At 58.9% G+C, this 14,845-nt stretch carries 15 protein-coding genes; 7 read left to right on the forward strand and 8 right to left on the reverse strand.

Annotation, left to right across the window (positions count from 1 at the left end; all coding sequences use genetic code 11):
- Positions 1–258: 258 nt before the first annotated feature.
- Positions 259–2,946: an aconitate hydratase AcnA gene (acnA, locus tag DHN60_RS19100; RefSeq protein ID WP_108838914.1), complete on the reverse strand. Its 2,688-nt coding sequence runs from the start codon at positions 2,944–2,946 to the stop codon at positions 259–261.
- Positions 2,947–3,196: 250 nt separating this feature from the next.
- Here acnA and DHN60_RS19105 point away from each other — a divergent pair, with 250 nt between their 5' ends.
- A complete protein-coding gene (locus DHN60_RS19105) occupies positions 3,197–3,889 on the forward strand; it encodes a thioredoxin family protein (protein WP_108838954.1) in 693 nt (230 codons plus the stop codon).
- A 39-nt stretch (positions 3,890–3,928) separates the two neighbouring features.
- On the opposite strand, the gene DHN60_RS19110 is transcribed toward DHN60_RS19105, so the two are convergent.
- From DHN60_RS19110 to purB, 6 genes are all read right to left on the reverse strand, one after another.
- Positions 3,929–4,822 carry a lysophospholipid acyltransferase family protein gene (locus DHN60_RS19110; RefSeq protein WP_108838915.1) on the reverse strand — a complete coding sequence of 298 codons (894 nt, stop codon included), beginning with the start codon at positions 4,820–4,822 and terminating at the stop codon, positions 3,929–3,931.
- 27 nt (positions 4,823–4,849) lie between these two features.
- A complete protein-coding gene (locus DHN60_RS19115; RefSeq protein ID WP_108838916.1) occupies positions 4,850–5,713 on the reverse strand; it encodes a DMT family transporter in 864 nt (287 codons plus the stop codon).
- A 319-nt stretch (positions 5,714–6,032) separates the two neighbouring features.
- Entirely contained in the window at positions 6,033–7,103 is a 1,071-nt protein-coding gene (locus tag DHN60_RS19120) for a flagellar motor switch protein FliG (protein ID WP_108838917.1), read from the reverse strand.
- A gap of 75 nt (positions 7,104–7,178) precedes the next feature.
- Positions 7,179–7,784 (reverse strand): tetratricopeptide repeat protein, encoded by a 606-nt coding sequence (locus tag DHN60_RS19125; protein WP_108838918.1) that lies wholly within the window; start codon positions 7,782–7,784, stop codon positions 7,179–7,181.
- Between the two features lie 105 nt (positions 7,785–7,889).
- On the reverse strand, positions 7,890–8,054 hold the full coding sequence (locus DHN60_RS19130) for an adenylosuccinate lyase (RefSeq protein WP_108838919.1): 165 nt from the start codon (positions 8,052–8,054) through the stop codon (positions 7,890–7,892).
- 153 nt (positions 8,055–8,207) lie between these two features.
- Positions 8,208–9,512, reverse strand: coding sequence for an adenylosuccinate lyase (gene purB / locus DHN60_RS19135; RefSeq protein ID WP_108838920.1), 1,305 nt, complete (start codon positions 9,510–9,512; stop codon positions 8,208–8,210).
- A gap of 167 nt (positions 9,513–9,679) precedes the next feature.
- Here purB and DHN60_RS19140 point away from each other — a divergent pair, with 167 nt between their 5' ends.
- From DHN60_RS19140 to DHN60_RS19165, 6 genes are all read left to right on the forward strand, one after another.
- Positions 9,680–10,939 (forward strand): hypothetical protein, encoded by a 1,260-nt coding sequence (locus DHN60_RS19140; protein ID WP_108838921.1) that lies wholly within the window; start codon positions 9,680–9,682, stop codon positions 10,937–10,939.
- Positions 10,940–11,047: 108 nt separating this feature from the next.
- On the forward strand, positions 11,048–11,416 hold the full coding sequence (locus DHN60_RS19145) for a hypothetical protein (RefSeq protein WP_108838922.1): 369 nt from the start codon (positions 11,048–11,050) through the stop codon (positions 11,414–11,416).
- On the forward strand, positions 11,406–11,819 hold the full coding sequence (locus tag DHN60_RS19150; RefSeq protein ID WP_108838923.1) for a DUF6314 family protein: 414 nt from the start codon (positions 11,406–11,408) through the stop codon (positions 11,817–11,819). Before DHN60_RS19145 ends, DHN60_RS19150 begins: the two co-directional genes overlap by 11 nt.
- 81 nt (positions 11,820–11,900) lie before the next feature.
- The gene (locus DHN60_RS19155) at positions 11,901–12,500 is read left to right on the forward strand and encodes a biotin transporter BioY (protein WP_108838924.1); all 600 of its coding nucleotides are present in this window, start codon (positions 11,901–11,903) and stop codon (positions 12,498–12,500) included.
- 118 nt (positions 12,501–12,618) lie between these two features.
- A complete protein-coding gene (locus DHN60_RS19160; protein WP_159089295.1) occupies positions 12,619–13,182 on the forward strand; it encodes a hypothetical protein in 564 nt (187 codons plus the stop codon).
- An 11-nt stretch (positions 13,183–13,193) separates the two neighbouring features.
- Complete coding sequence (locus tag DHN60_RS19165) at positions 13,194–13,508, forward strand: hypothetical protein (protein WP_159089296.1); 315 nt, start codon at positions 13,194–13,196, stop codon at positions 13,506–13,508.
- Here DHN60_RS19165 and DHN60_RS19170 read toward each other — a convergent pair.
- Complete coding sequence (locus tag DHN60_RS19170) at positions 13,505–14,731, reverse strand: alpha/beta fold hydrolase (RefSeq protein WP_108838927.1); 1,227 nt, start codon at positions 14,729–14,731, stop codon at positions 13,505–13,507. The genes DHN60_RS19165 and DHN60_RS19170 overlap by 4 nt on opposite strands.
- Positions 14,732–14,845 lie beyond the last annotated feature (114 nt).

A 14,845-nucleotide genomic window follows, 5' to 3' on the forward strand; every position in this document is an offset into this window, starting at 1 on the left:
TGACCAACTAGACAGAAAAGTCGTCACTGACGACGTCTGTTGGGTCGTTGTGGTTACAATCAGGTATGCGTATCAAGCATTTATGAGTGCGTTTTTGATACGCGTACTTTTAAATGCCTTGTCGCTAAAAAAACATCCTATTCACGGCTGTTTGCCAAATAATCTGGCGTGAATTGGGCGGTGATAAATAGTGAGAGGCCACAAAAAAACCCGCCAAAGCGGGTTTCTCTTGAGTTTTTTCAGGTGCCTTGAGGGGGTTTATGCCGCCTGAGCGAGGTTGCGCAGCACGTAGTGCAGCACGCCGCCGTGCTCGATGTATTCAATCTCAATCGCGGTATCGATCCGGCACTTCAGCATGATCTCTTTGACGGTTCCGTCTGCCATCGTGATGGTGCAGGGCACCTCTTGCAGCGGTTGGATTGTATCCAGACCAGAGATCGAAACCGTCTCTTCGCCGGTCAGACCCAGTGATTTGCGGCTATCGCCGCCGGTGAATTCAAACGGGATCACGCCCATTCCAACGAGGTTCGAGCGGTGGATGCGCTCGAAAGACTCGGCGATGACCGCTTTGACGCCCAGCAGGGCCGTGCCCTTGGCCGCCCAGTCACGGGACGACCCGGCACCATATTGCTCGCCACCAAAGATGACCAGCGGTGTGCCTGCGTCCTGATGCGCCATAGCTGCGTCATAGATCGACGTCTGCGCGCCATCAGGGCCCTTGGTGTAGCCACCTTCGACCCCATCCAGCATCTCGTTCTTGATGCGAATGTTGGCGAAAGTGCCGCGCATCATGATCTCGTGGTTGCCGCGTCGCGAGCCGTAGGAGTTGAATTCACGCGGGGCGACCTGACGATCCATCAGGTATTGGCCTGCAGGTGTGCTTTCCTTGAACGACCCGGCGGGGGAGATGTGGTCGGTCGTGATCATATCCCCGAGGATCGCCAGTACTTTGGCACCGTCGATGTTGGAAATCGTACCCGGCTCGGCGCCCATGCCCTGAAAGTAGGGTGGGTTTTGCACGTAGGTCGAGGTTGGCGGCCAGTCGTAGGTCAGCGCGTCTGTGGTTTCCACGCCTTGCCATTTCTCGTCGCCTTTGAAGACGTCCGCATACTTTGTCTGGAACGCTTCGCGCGTCACGGTGGCCTCAACCAGTTCTGCGACCTCTTGCGACGTTGGCCAGATGTCTTTCAGGAAGACGTCATTGCCATCCTTGTCCTGACCAATCGCGTCTTTGGACAGATCGATATCGAGCGTGCCTGCCAGCGCATAGGCCACCACGAGGGGGGGCGAGGCGAGGTAGTTGGCGCGCACGTCCGGGCTGATCCGCCCTTCAAAGTTGCGGTTGCCCGACAGAACGGCCGTTGCGACGAGATCACCGTCCGCAATGGATTTCGAGATTTCGGGTTGCAGCGGGCCGGAGTTGCCGATGCAGGTGGTGCAGCCGTAACCGACGAGGTTGAAGCCGATCTTGTCCAGATCGTCCTGCAACTCAGCCGCCTCAAGATAGGCAGAGACAACTTGAGAGCCCGGAGCGAGCGATGTTTTGACCCAAGGCTTGCGATCTAGCCCGAGTGCGGCCGCTTTGCGCGCCACGAGGCCCGCACCGATCATCACGTAAGGGTTGGATGTGTTCGTGCACGACGTGATCGAGGCGATCACGACCTTGCCGCTTTCCATGGTGTAGTCTTCGCCCTCGACGGTGATTTCCTTGCCCATGGGGCGCTTGAACGTCTCTTCCATCTCGCGCTTGAACGCGGCTTGGGCGTCGGTAAGCGCGACGAAATCCTGCGGGCGTTTGGGGCCCGAGATCGCCGGCACGATGGTGCCCATGTCCAGATGCAGGGTGTCTGTGTAGATCGGGGCGTAGTCGTCGCCGCGCCAGAACCCGTTTTCCTTGGCATAGGCTTCGACCAGCGCGATGCGGTCTTCGTCCCGGCCCGTGTTGCGCAGGTAGCGCAGGGTTTCGTTGTCGATGGGGAAGAAGCCGCAGGTGGCGCCATATTCGGGGGCCATGTTGGCGATGGTGGCGCGGTCGGCCAGTGGCAGGCGGTTCAGGCCTTCGCCATAGAATTCGACGAATTTGGAAACAACGCCCTTTTCGCGCAGCATCTCGACCACTTTCAGCACGAGGTCGGTGCCCGTTGTGCCTTCCATCATCGAACCTGTCAGCTCAAAGCCGATGACTTCGGGGATGAGCATGGAGATCGGCTGGCCCAGCATCGCGGCTTCGGCTTCGATCCCGCCAACACCCCAGCCCAGTACGGCGGCGCCGTTGACCATGGTGGTGTGGCTGTCTGTACCGACGAGCGTGTCGGGATAGGCGACTTCGGCGCCATTCTGGTCGGTGTCCGTCCAGACGGTTTGCGATAGATACTCAAGGTTCACCTGGTGGCAGATGCCGGTTCCGGGGGGCACAACGCGGAAGTTGTTAAAGGCGGACTGGCCCCATTTGAGGAAGGTATAACGCTCCATATTCCGCTCGTATTCGCGGTCCACGTTCATCTGAAAGGCGCGCGGGTTGCCGAATTCATCAATCATGACCGAGTGGTCGATTACCAGATCGACGGGGTTCAGAGGATTGATCTGTTCGGCGTCGCCGCCAAGAGACACGATAGCGTCGCGCATGGCCGCAAGGTCCACAACAGCAGGAACACCGGTGAAATCCTGGAGCAGCACGCGGGCAGGGCGGTAGGCAATCTCGCGCGGGTTCTGGCCACCATTGGTGCCCCATTCGGCAAATGCTTTGATGTCATCGACGCTGACTGTCTTGCCATCTTCAAAGCGCAGCATGTTTTCCAGCACCACTTTCAGTGCGGCGGGCAACTTCGAAAAATCACCAAGCCCGGCCTCGGTCGCGGCGGGAATGGAGTAGTAGTCAATGGACTGGGTTCCGACGCTAAGCGTCTTGCGTGTCTTTGCACTGTCGTGGCCAACTGTAATGGGCATTGGGAAATCCTTTCCTTGCGGCGGCGGGGGGCTGTTTCGAGGGTGTCATGCCCCAAGGACCGGCGTGGTTCAACAGAAATTCAGACCCCTGCGACGATTTTGTATACCATGGTGTACAATTTTAGGTCAAAACATGAATGTCACTGTCACACAACCTCAACAAACCTTGATTGGCGAAACCGAAATAGGCGGCGTATGTCTGTCCCGTATCGCCAAACAAAACACATCAAAACACGATCGAGCTGCGCTTATGAAACATCTGATTCCTCTGGTCATGGCTGCCTTTGCCGCGCTCAGCGCGCCGGTTTCGGCCCAATCCCCGGTGGTCGTGGAACTATTCACCTCGCAAGGGTGTTCATCTTGCCCGCCTGCGGACAAGCTGATGCATGAATTGGCCAAGCGGGACGACGTGATCGCGTTGGCCCTGCACGTGGATTATTGGGATTACATCGGCTGGAAGGACGAGTTTGCGCACCCGGCCAATGCCGATCGCCAGCGTGGCTATGCGATGGAGGCGGGACGGCGGTCTGTTTACACGCCGCAAATGATCATCAACGGGACCACCGACATTGTGGGTGCGCGGCCGATGGAACTGTCCAAGGCGATTGCGGATCACAGCGCTCTGACCTCTCCTGTGACGCTCAACGCCAAGCGGGACGGCGACGTGGTGCGGATTAGGGCCACCACTGCGGCGCGTAACACAGGTATGCTGGTCCATATGTTGCGCATTGAACCCGAGCGGACGGCCCGCATCACACGGGGCGAAAACGCGGGCCACACACTGACCTATGCCAACGTCACCGAAGACTGGAAAATCCTGCGCGAGTGGGACGGGGTGACTGATCTGGACCTTGAGGCGCAAGCCAGTGGCGACGCGCCTGTCGTTGTCATTGTTCAAGTGGGCCGCCATGGCCCCATTCTGGCAGCAGCACAGATACAATAGGCACGGCTCGGTTTGTTGCGGGCGTTCTCTGGCCGCAGATCAGACCGTGCCGCGCCAGCGCCGAGCCACCCACAGCCATTGTTCCGGGTTCGCACGGATGCGCGCGCTGATGCTGTCATTCATGGCTTGGGTCATCGTGATCGGGTCCGAATGTTCGATCGGAGCCTCCATCACACATTCAAATGACAGCCCGTCCGCGCCCCGCAGTCCATAGAATGGAATCAGCAATGCATTATAGCGCAGAGCCAATTCCGCGGCGGAGACCGCAGTGTGTGCCGGTTTGCCCATGAAATCCAGAACTGGCGCGCCGTGCACGTGTTGGTCAAAGAGCAGCACCAGCTGCCCGCCAGCCTTGAGGTGGCGCACGAAACCGGCTGTTCCCTTGCGCCCTTTGGGAAACACAGGGCCACCAAAGGCCTGCATGGTGCGCACGTAATGGGCGTTGAAATAGGGATTCGCCATATCGCGATAAAGCCCGCCCACATCAAACCCACGCGACACCAGCGTCGCCCGTACGGCTTCGTAATTTCCAAAGTGCCCGGTGACCAGAACCACGGGCTGACCCCGTGCCACCGCCTGTTGCAGATGGTCAAACCCTTCGCCTTTGATCTCGGCCCCGTTCTGGCGGGCAAGGAGTTGTTTTGTCGAATAGTTTTCGATCAAAGTCCGGCCTGCATTGTCGAGGCTGGCATGCGCGATGCGTCGGTGTTCGGCATGGGGCAGGTGGGGCAGGACGAATTCGAGGTTCTTTTGTGCACGGCGCATGTACCCGGACACGGGCGCTATGAAACGAGACAGAACCTTGCCCATGAACGGCACGCGCCAACGATAGGGCATCGCGAAGGCCGTTCCGATAAAGACCCGCGCAAGCAGGTTCACCGCGTAATACTCTACGCGCTTCTTGGGCGCTATGTCGGCAGGGTCTTGGGCCATAGACTTCTTTGCTTTTTGGTTTGGCGCTCAGGCAACACGTGTTTCTCTATGCCAGACATAAATCCCTGCCCCTGCGATCACAAGCGCGCCCAGCATGGTGAAGGCATCGGGGACCTCGCCAAACAGAACAAGCCCCCAGATCACAGCAAAGATCAGACCAGTGTAGTTGAATGGCGCAAGCAACCCTGCTTCGGCCATGCTCAGCGCGCGGATCAGCATCAACTGTCCTGCGGTGCCGACCGCTCCGATCAGACACAGCAAGGCAATGCTGGTCAGATTAAAGGTGGGCATGTGAAAGGGCAGGATCAGGGTCAGGATCACGGCACCAACCAACCCTGTGTAGAACAGCGATGTCCATACGTCTTCGTCGGGACCAAGGCGGCGGGTGATCAGGGTGTAGCTGGCAAAGCAGAACGCGGCGACCAGCGGCAGCAACCCGGCAGGTTGGAACACGTCCGTCCCGGGCCGGATCACGATAAGTGCGCCGACAAGCGCAACCGCAATCGCACCGATCCGCCGCGGCCCAAGCGCTTCGCCCAGAAAGAGCGCCGCGCCCAAAGTGATAAGCAGCGGGTTCATCGCCATCACCGCAGTGGCTTCCGCAAGGCCAATTTGACCCAATGCCAGAAAGAAGAAAAATGTGGCCATCATAAGCAAGAGGGACCGGGTGATTTGCAGTTTTGGGTAGGCACTATGGGCCACCTTGCGCAGGTGCGGTGCGACCAGAACCAGAACGATGAACATTTGCCCGGCATAGCGGGCCCAAAGGGCGGGAAGGGTCCCTGTCATCGGGCTGACGGCTTTGACTGCGACGTCCATAATTCCAAAACAAAAAATGGCCGCCACCGCCAGCAGAATGGCACGTTTCGGTGGAGGCGTCTTGTTTGTCATCTTGGTGGCTTAGTGGGTTTTTACAAAGAAGGGAACGCGGTGCGCAGTTCAGTGCAAACTATTTGAAAACCGGAACATTTTATGAGGCCTTGCCGCATGAAACGCATCACACCTGAGCTGACCAAACAAGGTCGCGCCCCTTGCATAGAACATTCCAAGTCTCTGCCGCTTTTGTGCCAACCAGGGTGAAAGCAGAGCGCGGCCGCAAAGGACACTCAGGCCTATCACGGCCACCAAAGCGGCCTGCTTAGACGACAGGGATGCGCCTATCCCTTTGGGACACGCGCGTCACGCGGACCCTTTTGGATAGCGTACAGCATCACTCCTCATCGGCGCTCAGCAGCACCAGATCGCCCGCATTCTCCATATCCCGGATGACCGTCACGATCATGGCCATTGCAGCGTCTGTGTCGGCGGGGGCCGGAGTGCCAGCCTCGCTCACTTCCTCGCGCAGCTGATCGGCTAGACGGGCGGACATGTTTTCAAGGACGTATTCAACGCTGGCCTTCATCCCCATCAATCCAGCGCCGGCAAGGGCGGTGACAAGATCGGCCTGATCGACATCGCGCACAATACGGGGGATGTCGCGGGGCGCGATGCGTTCGGGGATGTTGCCAAAGGTGAAAATCGCCTTGCGCACGGCATTGGCGAACCCCTCATCCGTCTCATCAAGGCCCTCCAGTACATCATCGCGTGTCATGGACGTGGAGGAATTCAGGATCGCGCCCACACGTTCGACCGGACCATCCTCAAAGGCGCTTACCGGGCGCGCGTCCAGTTGGGCGGCGAGCGACAGGCCAATGCGTTCCACGGCGTCGGGGCTGATGGCGCCAGTCTTGGACACGGCATAGGTAATCTGGCGCGCACGTGGCCCCGGCAACTGACCAAGCAGGGCAGCGGCCTTTTTCACGTCAAACTTGGACAGCGCCACTGCGGCCACCTCGATGCTTTCGTCCTGCAGAACGGGCAGCAGCAGGTCGTCGTCCATTTCGCGAATCCGGTCCCACGGGTTGCCGTTATCGCGCACACCGGTCTCTTTGCGTATGCGGGCGGCGGTTTGCGGGCTGATCTTACCGTCCAAAGCCGTCAGCGCACCGGCCATTCCACCGGGAAAGCGCAGGCCGATGCGTTCAACTTCGGCGGCAAATTCGGACACCACAGAAGACAGCGTATCGCGATCCACCACGCGCATCGACCCCATCGCCTTGGTCAGGTGGGCCTGCAATTCTTCGGGCAACTCCTCAAGCGGGATGTCCGCGCCTTCGTTCAATATCAAGCGCACAACAATCGCGGCCTTGGCCCGCTGGCTGAGACGCATGGGGGGCAAAGAAGAACCGCCGCCCGACTGCACGATGGCACGGGCGGCGGACACGGGTACCAGATCGGTCATGTCCTGCCTTGAATCTGTTTCCAGACAGTTCTGGCAGGCAATGGTTGAAAAACTCTCAACCGCGACCGGGCAGGATCAATAATTGTAGGTGGTGCCTGACTGAATTGCGTTGCGCAAAGAGGCCTCGGCCCATGTGCCAGCACCGCCGCGCGCCTGGATTTCACGCAGTTGCGTCATTGCCGCAACCTTGTCCCCGGCGGCAACATTGCCCTGACCCATGTAAGATCGGGCCAGAATGTTGTCTGGGTTCACGGTCAGGGCCTGCTCATAATAAAGGTTCGCCTGTTCCAGATTGCCCAATTTACGCGCTGTGAACCCGCGATACGTCAGCACGCGATCATCCAACTGGTCGGGCATCTGATCGAGAACGTCGATGGCTTCGCCATAGCGGCCTGCATAGGCAAGTTCACGCACAGCCTTGTAAAGGGTGTCGCTGTCCAGATGAGACGTTTTGTCGGGGCGCACACATTTTTTGATATCTGCATCCCACACGCCGTTCACCGGCTGAGAAAAACGTACGTATTTCTTGATTTCCGGATCCCACTGTTCTGCCTTCAGGCAGTCTTGGGTGGTCTCGGTTTTCTCTGGTTTGGATTCGCTTTCGCCGCCTGCTGCGAACGCAGCCGTGGGCAATGCGAGGGGCAGAGCAAGGGCGGATGTCAGGATCAAGGTGCGTAGCATAAAAATCTCTCCGGTGTTGGACGCGCTTGGGCGTAAGATAAAAGGATGACCCCGCACGTCCCGGTTTTATGCGATCACGAAACCGTTATTTTTGCCGAAGATGATTTAGCCGGTGGTCGGCAGGCAGGTTTTGGTGCTGGCGTCATAGGTGGTACCAGCAGCGCAGGACATGGCCTGCTGTTCAATCTTGCCGTAATTACAGCCTTCTGCCAGCGCCAATGCAGGGGCGAGGGTGAGCGCCAGGGCCACAGCGAGCGTCTTGGTTGTCATCAGTCGTCTCCTTTTGGTTAGAGGTGACGTTAGGGTAGGGCAGATTGGGCTGGGTTCAAAACAAATTATTGCCTCGGGCACATCAAGATGCACCTTGCTGCCCAATTTCCGCGCCCTTGTTTGATGGGCAGAGGTGTCCTCTGCCCGGCTGATTTACTCGCCAAACACGCGGGCGAAAATCGTATCCACATGTTTGGTGTGGTATCCAAGGTCGAATTTTTCTTCGATCTCTTCGGCACTTAGAGCCGCCACAACATCCGCATCCGCCAAAAGCTCTTGTTTGAAGTCAGTCCGGTGTTCCCAAACCTTCAGCGCATTTCGTTGCACATAAGAATAGGCATCCTCGCGGCTCACACCGGCTTGGGTCAGGGCCAAGAGAACCCGTTGGCTCATCACGAGACCGGGGAACTTGTTCATGTTGTCGAGCATGTTGTCAGGGAAGATCAGCATTTTGTCGATCACACCGGTCAGGCGGGACAGGGCGAAATCGAGGGTGATGGTGGCATCAGGGCCAATCATCCGCTCCACGCTCGAATGCGAGATATCCCGCTCATGCCAAAGGGCCACATTCTCCATCGCGGGAATCACTGCACTGCGCACCATGCGCGCCAGACCGGTCAGGTTTTCGGTCAGCACCGGGTTCTTTTTGTGAGGCATCGCGGACGAGCCTTTTTGACCCATGGAGAAGAATTCCGCCCCTTCCAGCACCTCGGTGCGCTGCATGTGGCGAATTTCTGTGGCGATGTTTTCGATTGACGAGGCGACAACGCCAAGAGTGGCAAAGAACGCCGCATGACGGTCGCGGGGGATGACTTGGGTGCTGATCGGTTCTGGCACGAGGCCAAGCTTGTCACAAACATGTTCTTCGACGGCTGGGTCGATATTGGCGAACGTACCAACCGCACCGCTGATCGCTCCCGTGGCCACTTCGGCGCGCGCATCACGCACGCGGGACAGGTTGCGGTCCATTTCGGCGTAAAAGCGGGCGAATGTCAGGCCCATGGTCGTGGGTTCGGCGTGAATGCCGTGGCTGCGCCCGATGCGCACGGTGTCTTTGTGCTCGATCGCGCGGCGTTTCAGGGCGGCAAGCAGCCCTTCGATATCCGTGATCAGCAGATCGGCGGCGCGGGTCAGCTGAACGTTGAAGCAGGTGTCCAGGACGTCCGAGCTGGTCATGCCCTGATGCACAAAGCGTGCCTCGTCACTGCCGACGTGTTCGGCAAGGTGCGTGAGGAATGCGATCACGTCATGTTTGGTGACGGCCTCGATCTCGTCAATGCGGGCCACATCGAATTCGACATCCTTGGCTTTCCAGACCGCCTCCGCATTCTCGCGCGGGATCACTCCGAGATCGGCCATCGCGTCACAGGCGTGTGCCTCAATCTCGTACCAGATTTTAAATTTTGTGGCAGGCTCCCAGATCGCAACCATGTCGGGACGGGAATAACGTGGGATCATAGGATATGCCTTTCGTATTAGCTTTGCCCGCCTCTTAGAATGGGCCTGAGACGTATACAAGGCCGACCGCCTTGGGCGACTTTTCGCCGGTCTGGGAATGAAACACAATTCTGCCCATATTGCGCCTAAGATTGAGGCAGAAACAAAATTCTGCCCAAGGGGACATCATGCAACTGATCAAAATAGTCGCAGTTTCGGCGTTGGCGTTAGGCGCACCCGTTCTGACAGATTCCATCGGCTTGACGGATAGTGCGTCGGCCTACGCCAAGAACGGCAATGGTGGCGGCAATGGTGGAGGTAATGGCGGCGGCAACGGTGGCGGCAATAGCGGCGGCAACGATGCCGGCAATAGCGGCGGCAAGGGTGATGGAGGCGGCAAAGGCAAAAGCAGCGACAAAGGGTCCAAAAACGAGTCCAAAAGCGCCAGCAAGGGCAACGGAGGCGGCAAAGGCAGTTCGGCCACACGCGGCAACCGCAAGAGCCTTGGTGAAATGCTGGGGCTGAAACCAAAATCGAACAAACAAAACAGAAGCAGCGGTAAGGCGAGCAGGACGGCCAGTAAGCCTGCAAAAGCCAAGTCACGACCCGCAACAGGACCCACAGTGACCGCGTCGATCCGCCCGCCCAAACAAAAGCCGGTACAGGCGCAACTTAAGGGACTGAATTCGCTCAACCGGAACATCAACGGGTTGATGAATTCGAACGATCCAAAGATGGTCGGGTTCCGCGCCTATGTTGAGGCAAGCGCAATGCTTGTCGAGGATCAGGAGGCACTGGCTGCTGCGCTCGAGACATTTGGGCCAACTCTGGAGGAGTACGGTGCGCTATTGGACGGTCTGGGATATGACGTTCCGGCAAACCTAATGGAACTCGAGGCGCTTTCCGACCTGTTGAATGAACAGGCGACTGCTTCGCAGCCATCTATCGCAGACTTTACTGATCAAGAGGCATATCAAAAGGCTCTCGACGATTGGAATGATAATAACAACATCGGGGATGAACCTGTAATCGACGACTTCGTTGATCAGGACGCCTATGACATGGCCGTGACCGAGTGGAGCACGGACAAGGTTTCAGCCGAGGCGGCGCTTGAAGGCTATGACGAGGTGTCAGATGCGTTCGAGGCTGTGGAAGAGGCGCAGGAAGCCGTCGATGAGGGATTGATAGCCACGTCGGACGAAGCTCTGACACAGGCAATCGTCGACGGGTGGAATGCAACAGGTGCAGGCCCGACCACCGAAGAGGACGTTACGCCAGAGGTGTTTGATTGGGTCAGCGACAAAATGGGCGTTGGTGAAGATCAGGACGGCTTGATCGACGACTACATCGCACAGCAGCCGGCAACCGAAGAGCCGGTGATCGACGAACCGGTGATCGATGAGGCGCAGGTCGACACAGCGGAAACAGATACTATCGAAGAAAGCTGAGCCACCCCCTCCAAGGGCAAGACCGACGGCGCGCGCAACTTTCTGTTTGCGCGCGCCGTTGCGTTCTGTGCCAATGCCAACCGAGTTTGATGCCCCGGAGTGGTTTTGATGATCCGCCTTGTCTTGTGCGCCGTGACAGCCACCTTGCCCACGCTTGGACTGGCTGACCCCGGCTGGACCCCATTGACGGGTGCCGAAATCCGCACGGCCCTGACCGGGCGCACGTTGGTGTACCTCGACAAAGACGACCCGACACAGAGTGTGGATACCATTCAAGACTTCCGCGCTTCGGGCGCGACGCTCTACACCTTTAAAGGACGCGAAAGCTGGGGATACTGGCGGGTCGAAAACGATCAGTATTGCAGCCAATGGCCCCCTAATGACCTTTGGGCCTGCTACGGTCTGGAACGGGATGGCGAGACAGTGCGCTTTGTCGGAGAGCATGACGATATAACGGTGGCCCAATATGCCGACTGAACGGGTACTGGCCGACTTTCTGGGGCGGTGGGAGATCGTGCGCCAGATCACACCGGCAGACGGACCGCCTGCCGCATTCAGCGGCCATGGAACATGGCAGGCCGAGGCGGGTGGGGCGATCTACACCGAAACCGGCGTGCTGCAACTTCAGGGCGCAGCCCCAATGACCGCAGAGCGCAAATACCTCTGGAACGATGACCTGTCGGTGCAGTTTGAGGATGGGCGCCCCTTTCATACCGTGCCCGCCCGTGGGGGGCAGGCCACGCATTTCTGTGATCCCGACACTTATCTTGTTTCTTACGATTTCAGCGACTGGCCCGCATTCACCGTGCGCTATGATGTGACGGGACCACGCAAGGATTATGTGATGATAAGTAGGTATCAACGCACCGATGCACGCTGAGCGCATGTCCTTTGCACTTGCAGAAAAGTGACCGTCTTGGCACAACACCGTCAGCAAATTCATATGACAAGGCGAGAGTTCATGGAGCAAACGTGGAATAACAAAGTGCTGAGCGACGTTTTTGGTGCTGATGAGGGCCTTGGCCTGCGCATCAAACAGGTGGCATTGGTGCTGGTCGGGGTGCTTGTTCTGGCCGTGGCGGCCAAGATCAACGTGCCAATGTGGCCCGTGCCGATCACAATGGGCACCTTTGCAGTGCTGACCATCGGGGCGGCCTATGGCGCGCGTCTGGGGTTGGTGACAATCCTTGCCTACATGATCATCGGCGCGCTGGGCTTTGATATCTTTGCAAGCTCTTCGGCCGAAGCGTCGGGGCTGACATACATGATGGGCGGCACTGGCGGTTATCTCGTCGGCTATGTGCTGGCGACGCTTGCGCTGGGCGCGCTGGCGCAACGCGGTTGGGATCGTTCAGTGGGCTGGATGGCTCTGGCGATGCTGATCGGCACCGTGCTGATTTATGTGCCGGGCCTTCTGTGGCTGGGTCAGCTTTATGGCTGGGACAAGCCCATCCTTCAGTGGGGGCTCACTCCGTTCCTGATCGGCGATGCGCTCAAACTGGCGCTGGCGGCAGTGGTTCTGCCAACGGTCTGGAAGATGGTGGGCGACGCGCGTCGCTGACATTATTGATTTCAAAACGAAAAGGGCCGGTGCGGTGCACTGGCCCTTTTTTTGTGGCTGGACAGTTCGTGTGCTTTGGTCCTGAATAGCTGAACTGAGTTGTATGGGGGTGATCGCTTTGAAGAGAAACGCTTTCTATCGCGGGGGGCTTGCGATTTGCCTGGCCGCGCAGCTTGCAATCGGAGCGGCCCAAGCCGGGACTCCGGTTGTTTATGAAGACGATGGTAGGGCGCTGTTCAAACTGGAAGTGCCTGACTTCTGGACCCTGCGCACAGGTGGTTTGCGCGATCTGGAAGGGCCAGACGCCGATGACATCCGCGATGTCTCGCGGGTTTTTGGCATGACGGCTGACGCGCACCCAGGCGTCTGGGTCGGGGTGATTTCGCCCCATGGTGTTTCCAACTTTGACGACGCGCGGGAATACCTGCAGGACATCGGACCCTTTCTGGTCCAAGAGGCTGAGGCCGAAGCCCCCAAGTCTCGCCAGGTTGGCGGTCTTCCGGCGCGTAGCATCGCAGGCACGGGGCGCCGCGACGGCAAAAACGTCACATTCACCGCACTTGCCATCGACTTGCCAAGCAACCGCATGGTCATCGCCGTCGTTGTTCTGGAAGCGGGCGTAGATCAGGAGCCCATCGCGGACATCAACCGCATGTTGGCATCGATCAGGTCAATCCGATGAAGGTGACAGGCATGATGCACAAAAAAAGTTTCTCCAAGCTGATGACGCTGGCCTTTGCCGGTTCACTGGCACTTGCTGGCTGTGACGGCACCGGTGTCTCAACCTCTGGCGCGGTCTATTACGACTCGATGCTGTGGAACGATTACTACTACGGCAGCTATCGCCCCGGTTATCGCCCACCGCCAGACCGACCTGACAGACCGGACCGCCCGGACAGACCCGTGCGCCCGCCCGGTGGCGGAATTGACCCCGGCTTCTCCCGCCCGCCAGCGGCCCGTCCGCCGGCACACCGTCCGGCAGGAGGTGGGGGGCGCGGTCGCCGCTAAGTCGCGGCCTGCGCCTCAGCCAGCTCGGTGATCACGGTCGAGCTTTTTTCCAGCGTCCGGTGCACAGGACATTTGTCGGCGATTTCAAGAAGGCGCGCGCGCTGATCCGCGTCGAGCGCACCGCGCAGCGAAATCACCCGCTTCCACGTGTCGATTTTGTCGCCGCTTGCGGTGTCGGCATCCTGTGCATGCACCTTGTCGTGGCTCACATCCACTGACACATGCTCCAGCGGCCAACCCTTGCGGCGGGCATACATGCGGATGGTCATTGAGGTACAGGCGGCAAGCCCGGCGCTCAGCAGCCCATACGGCGACAGGCCCTGATTGGTGCCGCCATAGGCGCGCGGTTCGTCTGCAAGAATGTGGTGACGGGTGCCGTGGGTGATATCCTGAAGGAACCCATGCGGGTCCGCTTCTGCACTGCGCACAATGCCTTCGGGTGCGCCAATGGGCGGGGCAGGTGGTTTCAACGCCAGATACTTTTTGGCCCATGTCGCAATGATGTCTGCGGCGTATTCCGCATGTTCGGCGCGGGTGATCAGGTGGTCGGCATCGTCAAGCGTGACAAAGCTTTTGGGATGTTTGGCGGCCAGAAAAATCTGGCTGGCATTCTCGATCCCCACGATGGCGTCGCCGGGGGCATGCAGGACCATCAGGGCGGCGTGAAGACGGGCAATGGCCGGGGCCAGCGCCTCGCCAGTCACATCCTCGACAAAGGCCTGCCCGATGCGAAACGGACGGCCCCCAAGAGACACCTCAGCCTCGCCCTTGGCGGCAATCTCGGGCAGGGCAGCGGCAAAATTGTGGGTCACGTGGCCGGGATCAAAGGGCGCGCCAAGGGTGGCCACCGCCTTGATCTGGTGCAGATTGGCGGTCGCCTTCAGCACTGCGGCACCGCCCAGAGAATGGCCAATCATCAGGGTCGGGGGCATGCCGCGACTGTCCAGATAGGCAACAGCGCGCTCAAGGTCCTGCACGTTCGACGTGAATGAGGTGTTGGCAAATTCGCCGTCACTGTGACCGAGCCCGGTGAAATCAAAGCGCAACACTGCAATGCCCAGCGTGGTCAGGCGGGCGGCAATGCGACGGGCTGCGGGGATATCCTTGCCACAAGTAAAACAGTGAGCAAAGACAGCCGTGGCCAGATGCGGGCCGTCGGGCAGATCAAGGCGCGCATCCAGCGTACCTGCATGGCCGGGAAATGAAATACGTTCGGTTGGCATGGGCGTGATCCTTCGTGTTGGCCCTGAAGGTGGGGGATGCAGGGCCAACTGTGAAGGGGGGTGTAATATGGGTGACGGTGTTGTGTTGGGGGCGTTTCAGAACGCCACCCGCCG

This window comes from Tateyamaria sp. Alg231-49 (assembly GCF_900143535.1).
Taxonomy (GTDB): Bacteria; Pseudomonadota; Alphaproteobacteria; order Rhodobacterales; family Rhodobacteraceae; genus Tateyamaria.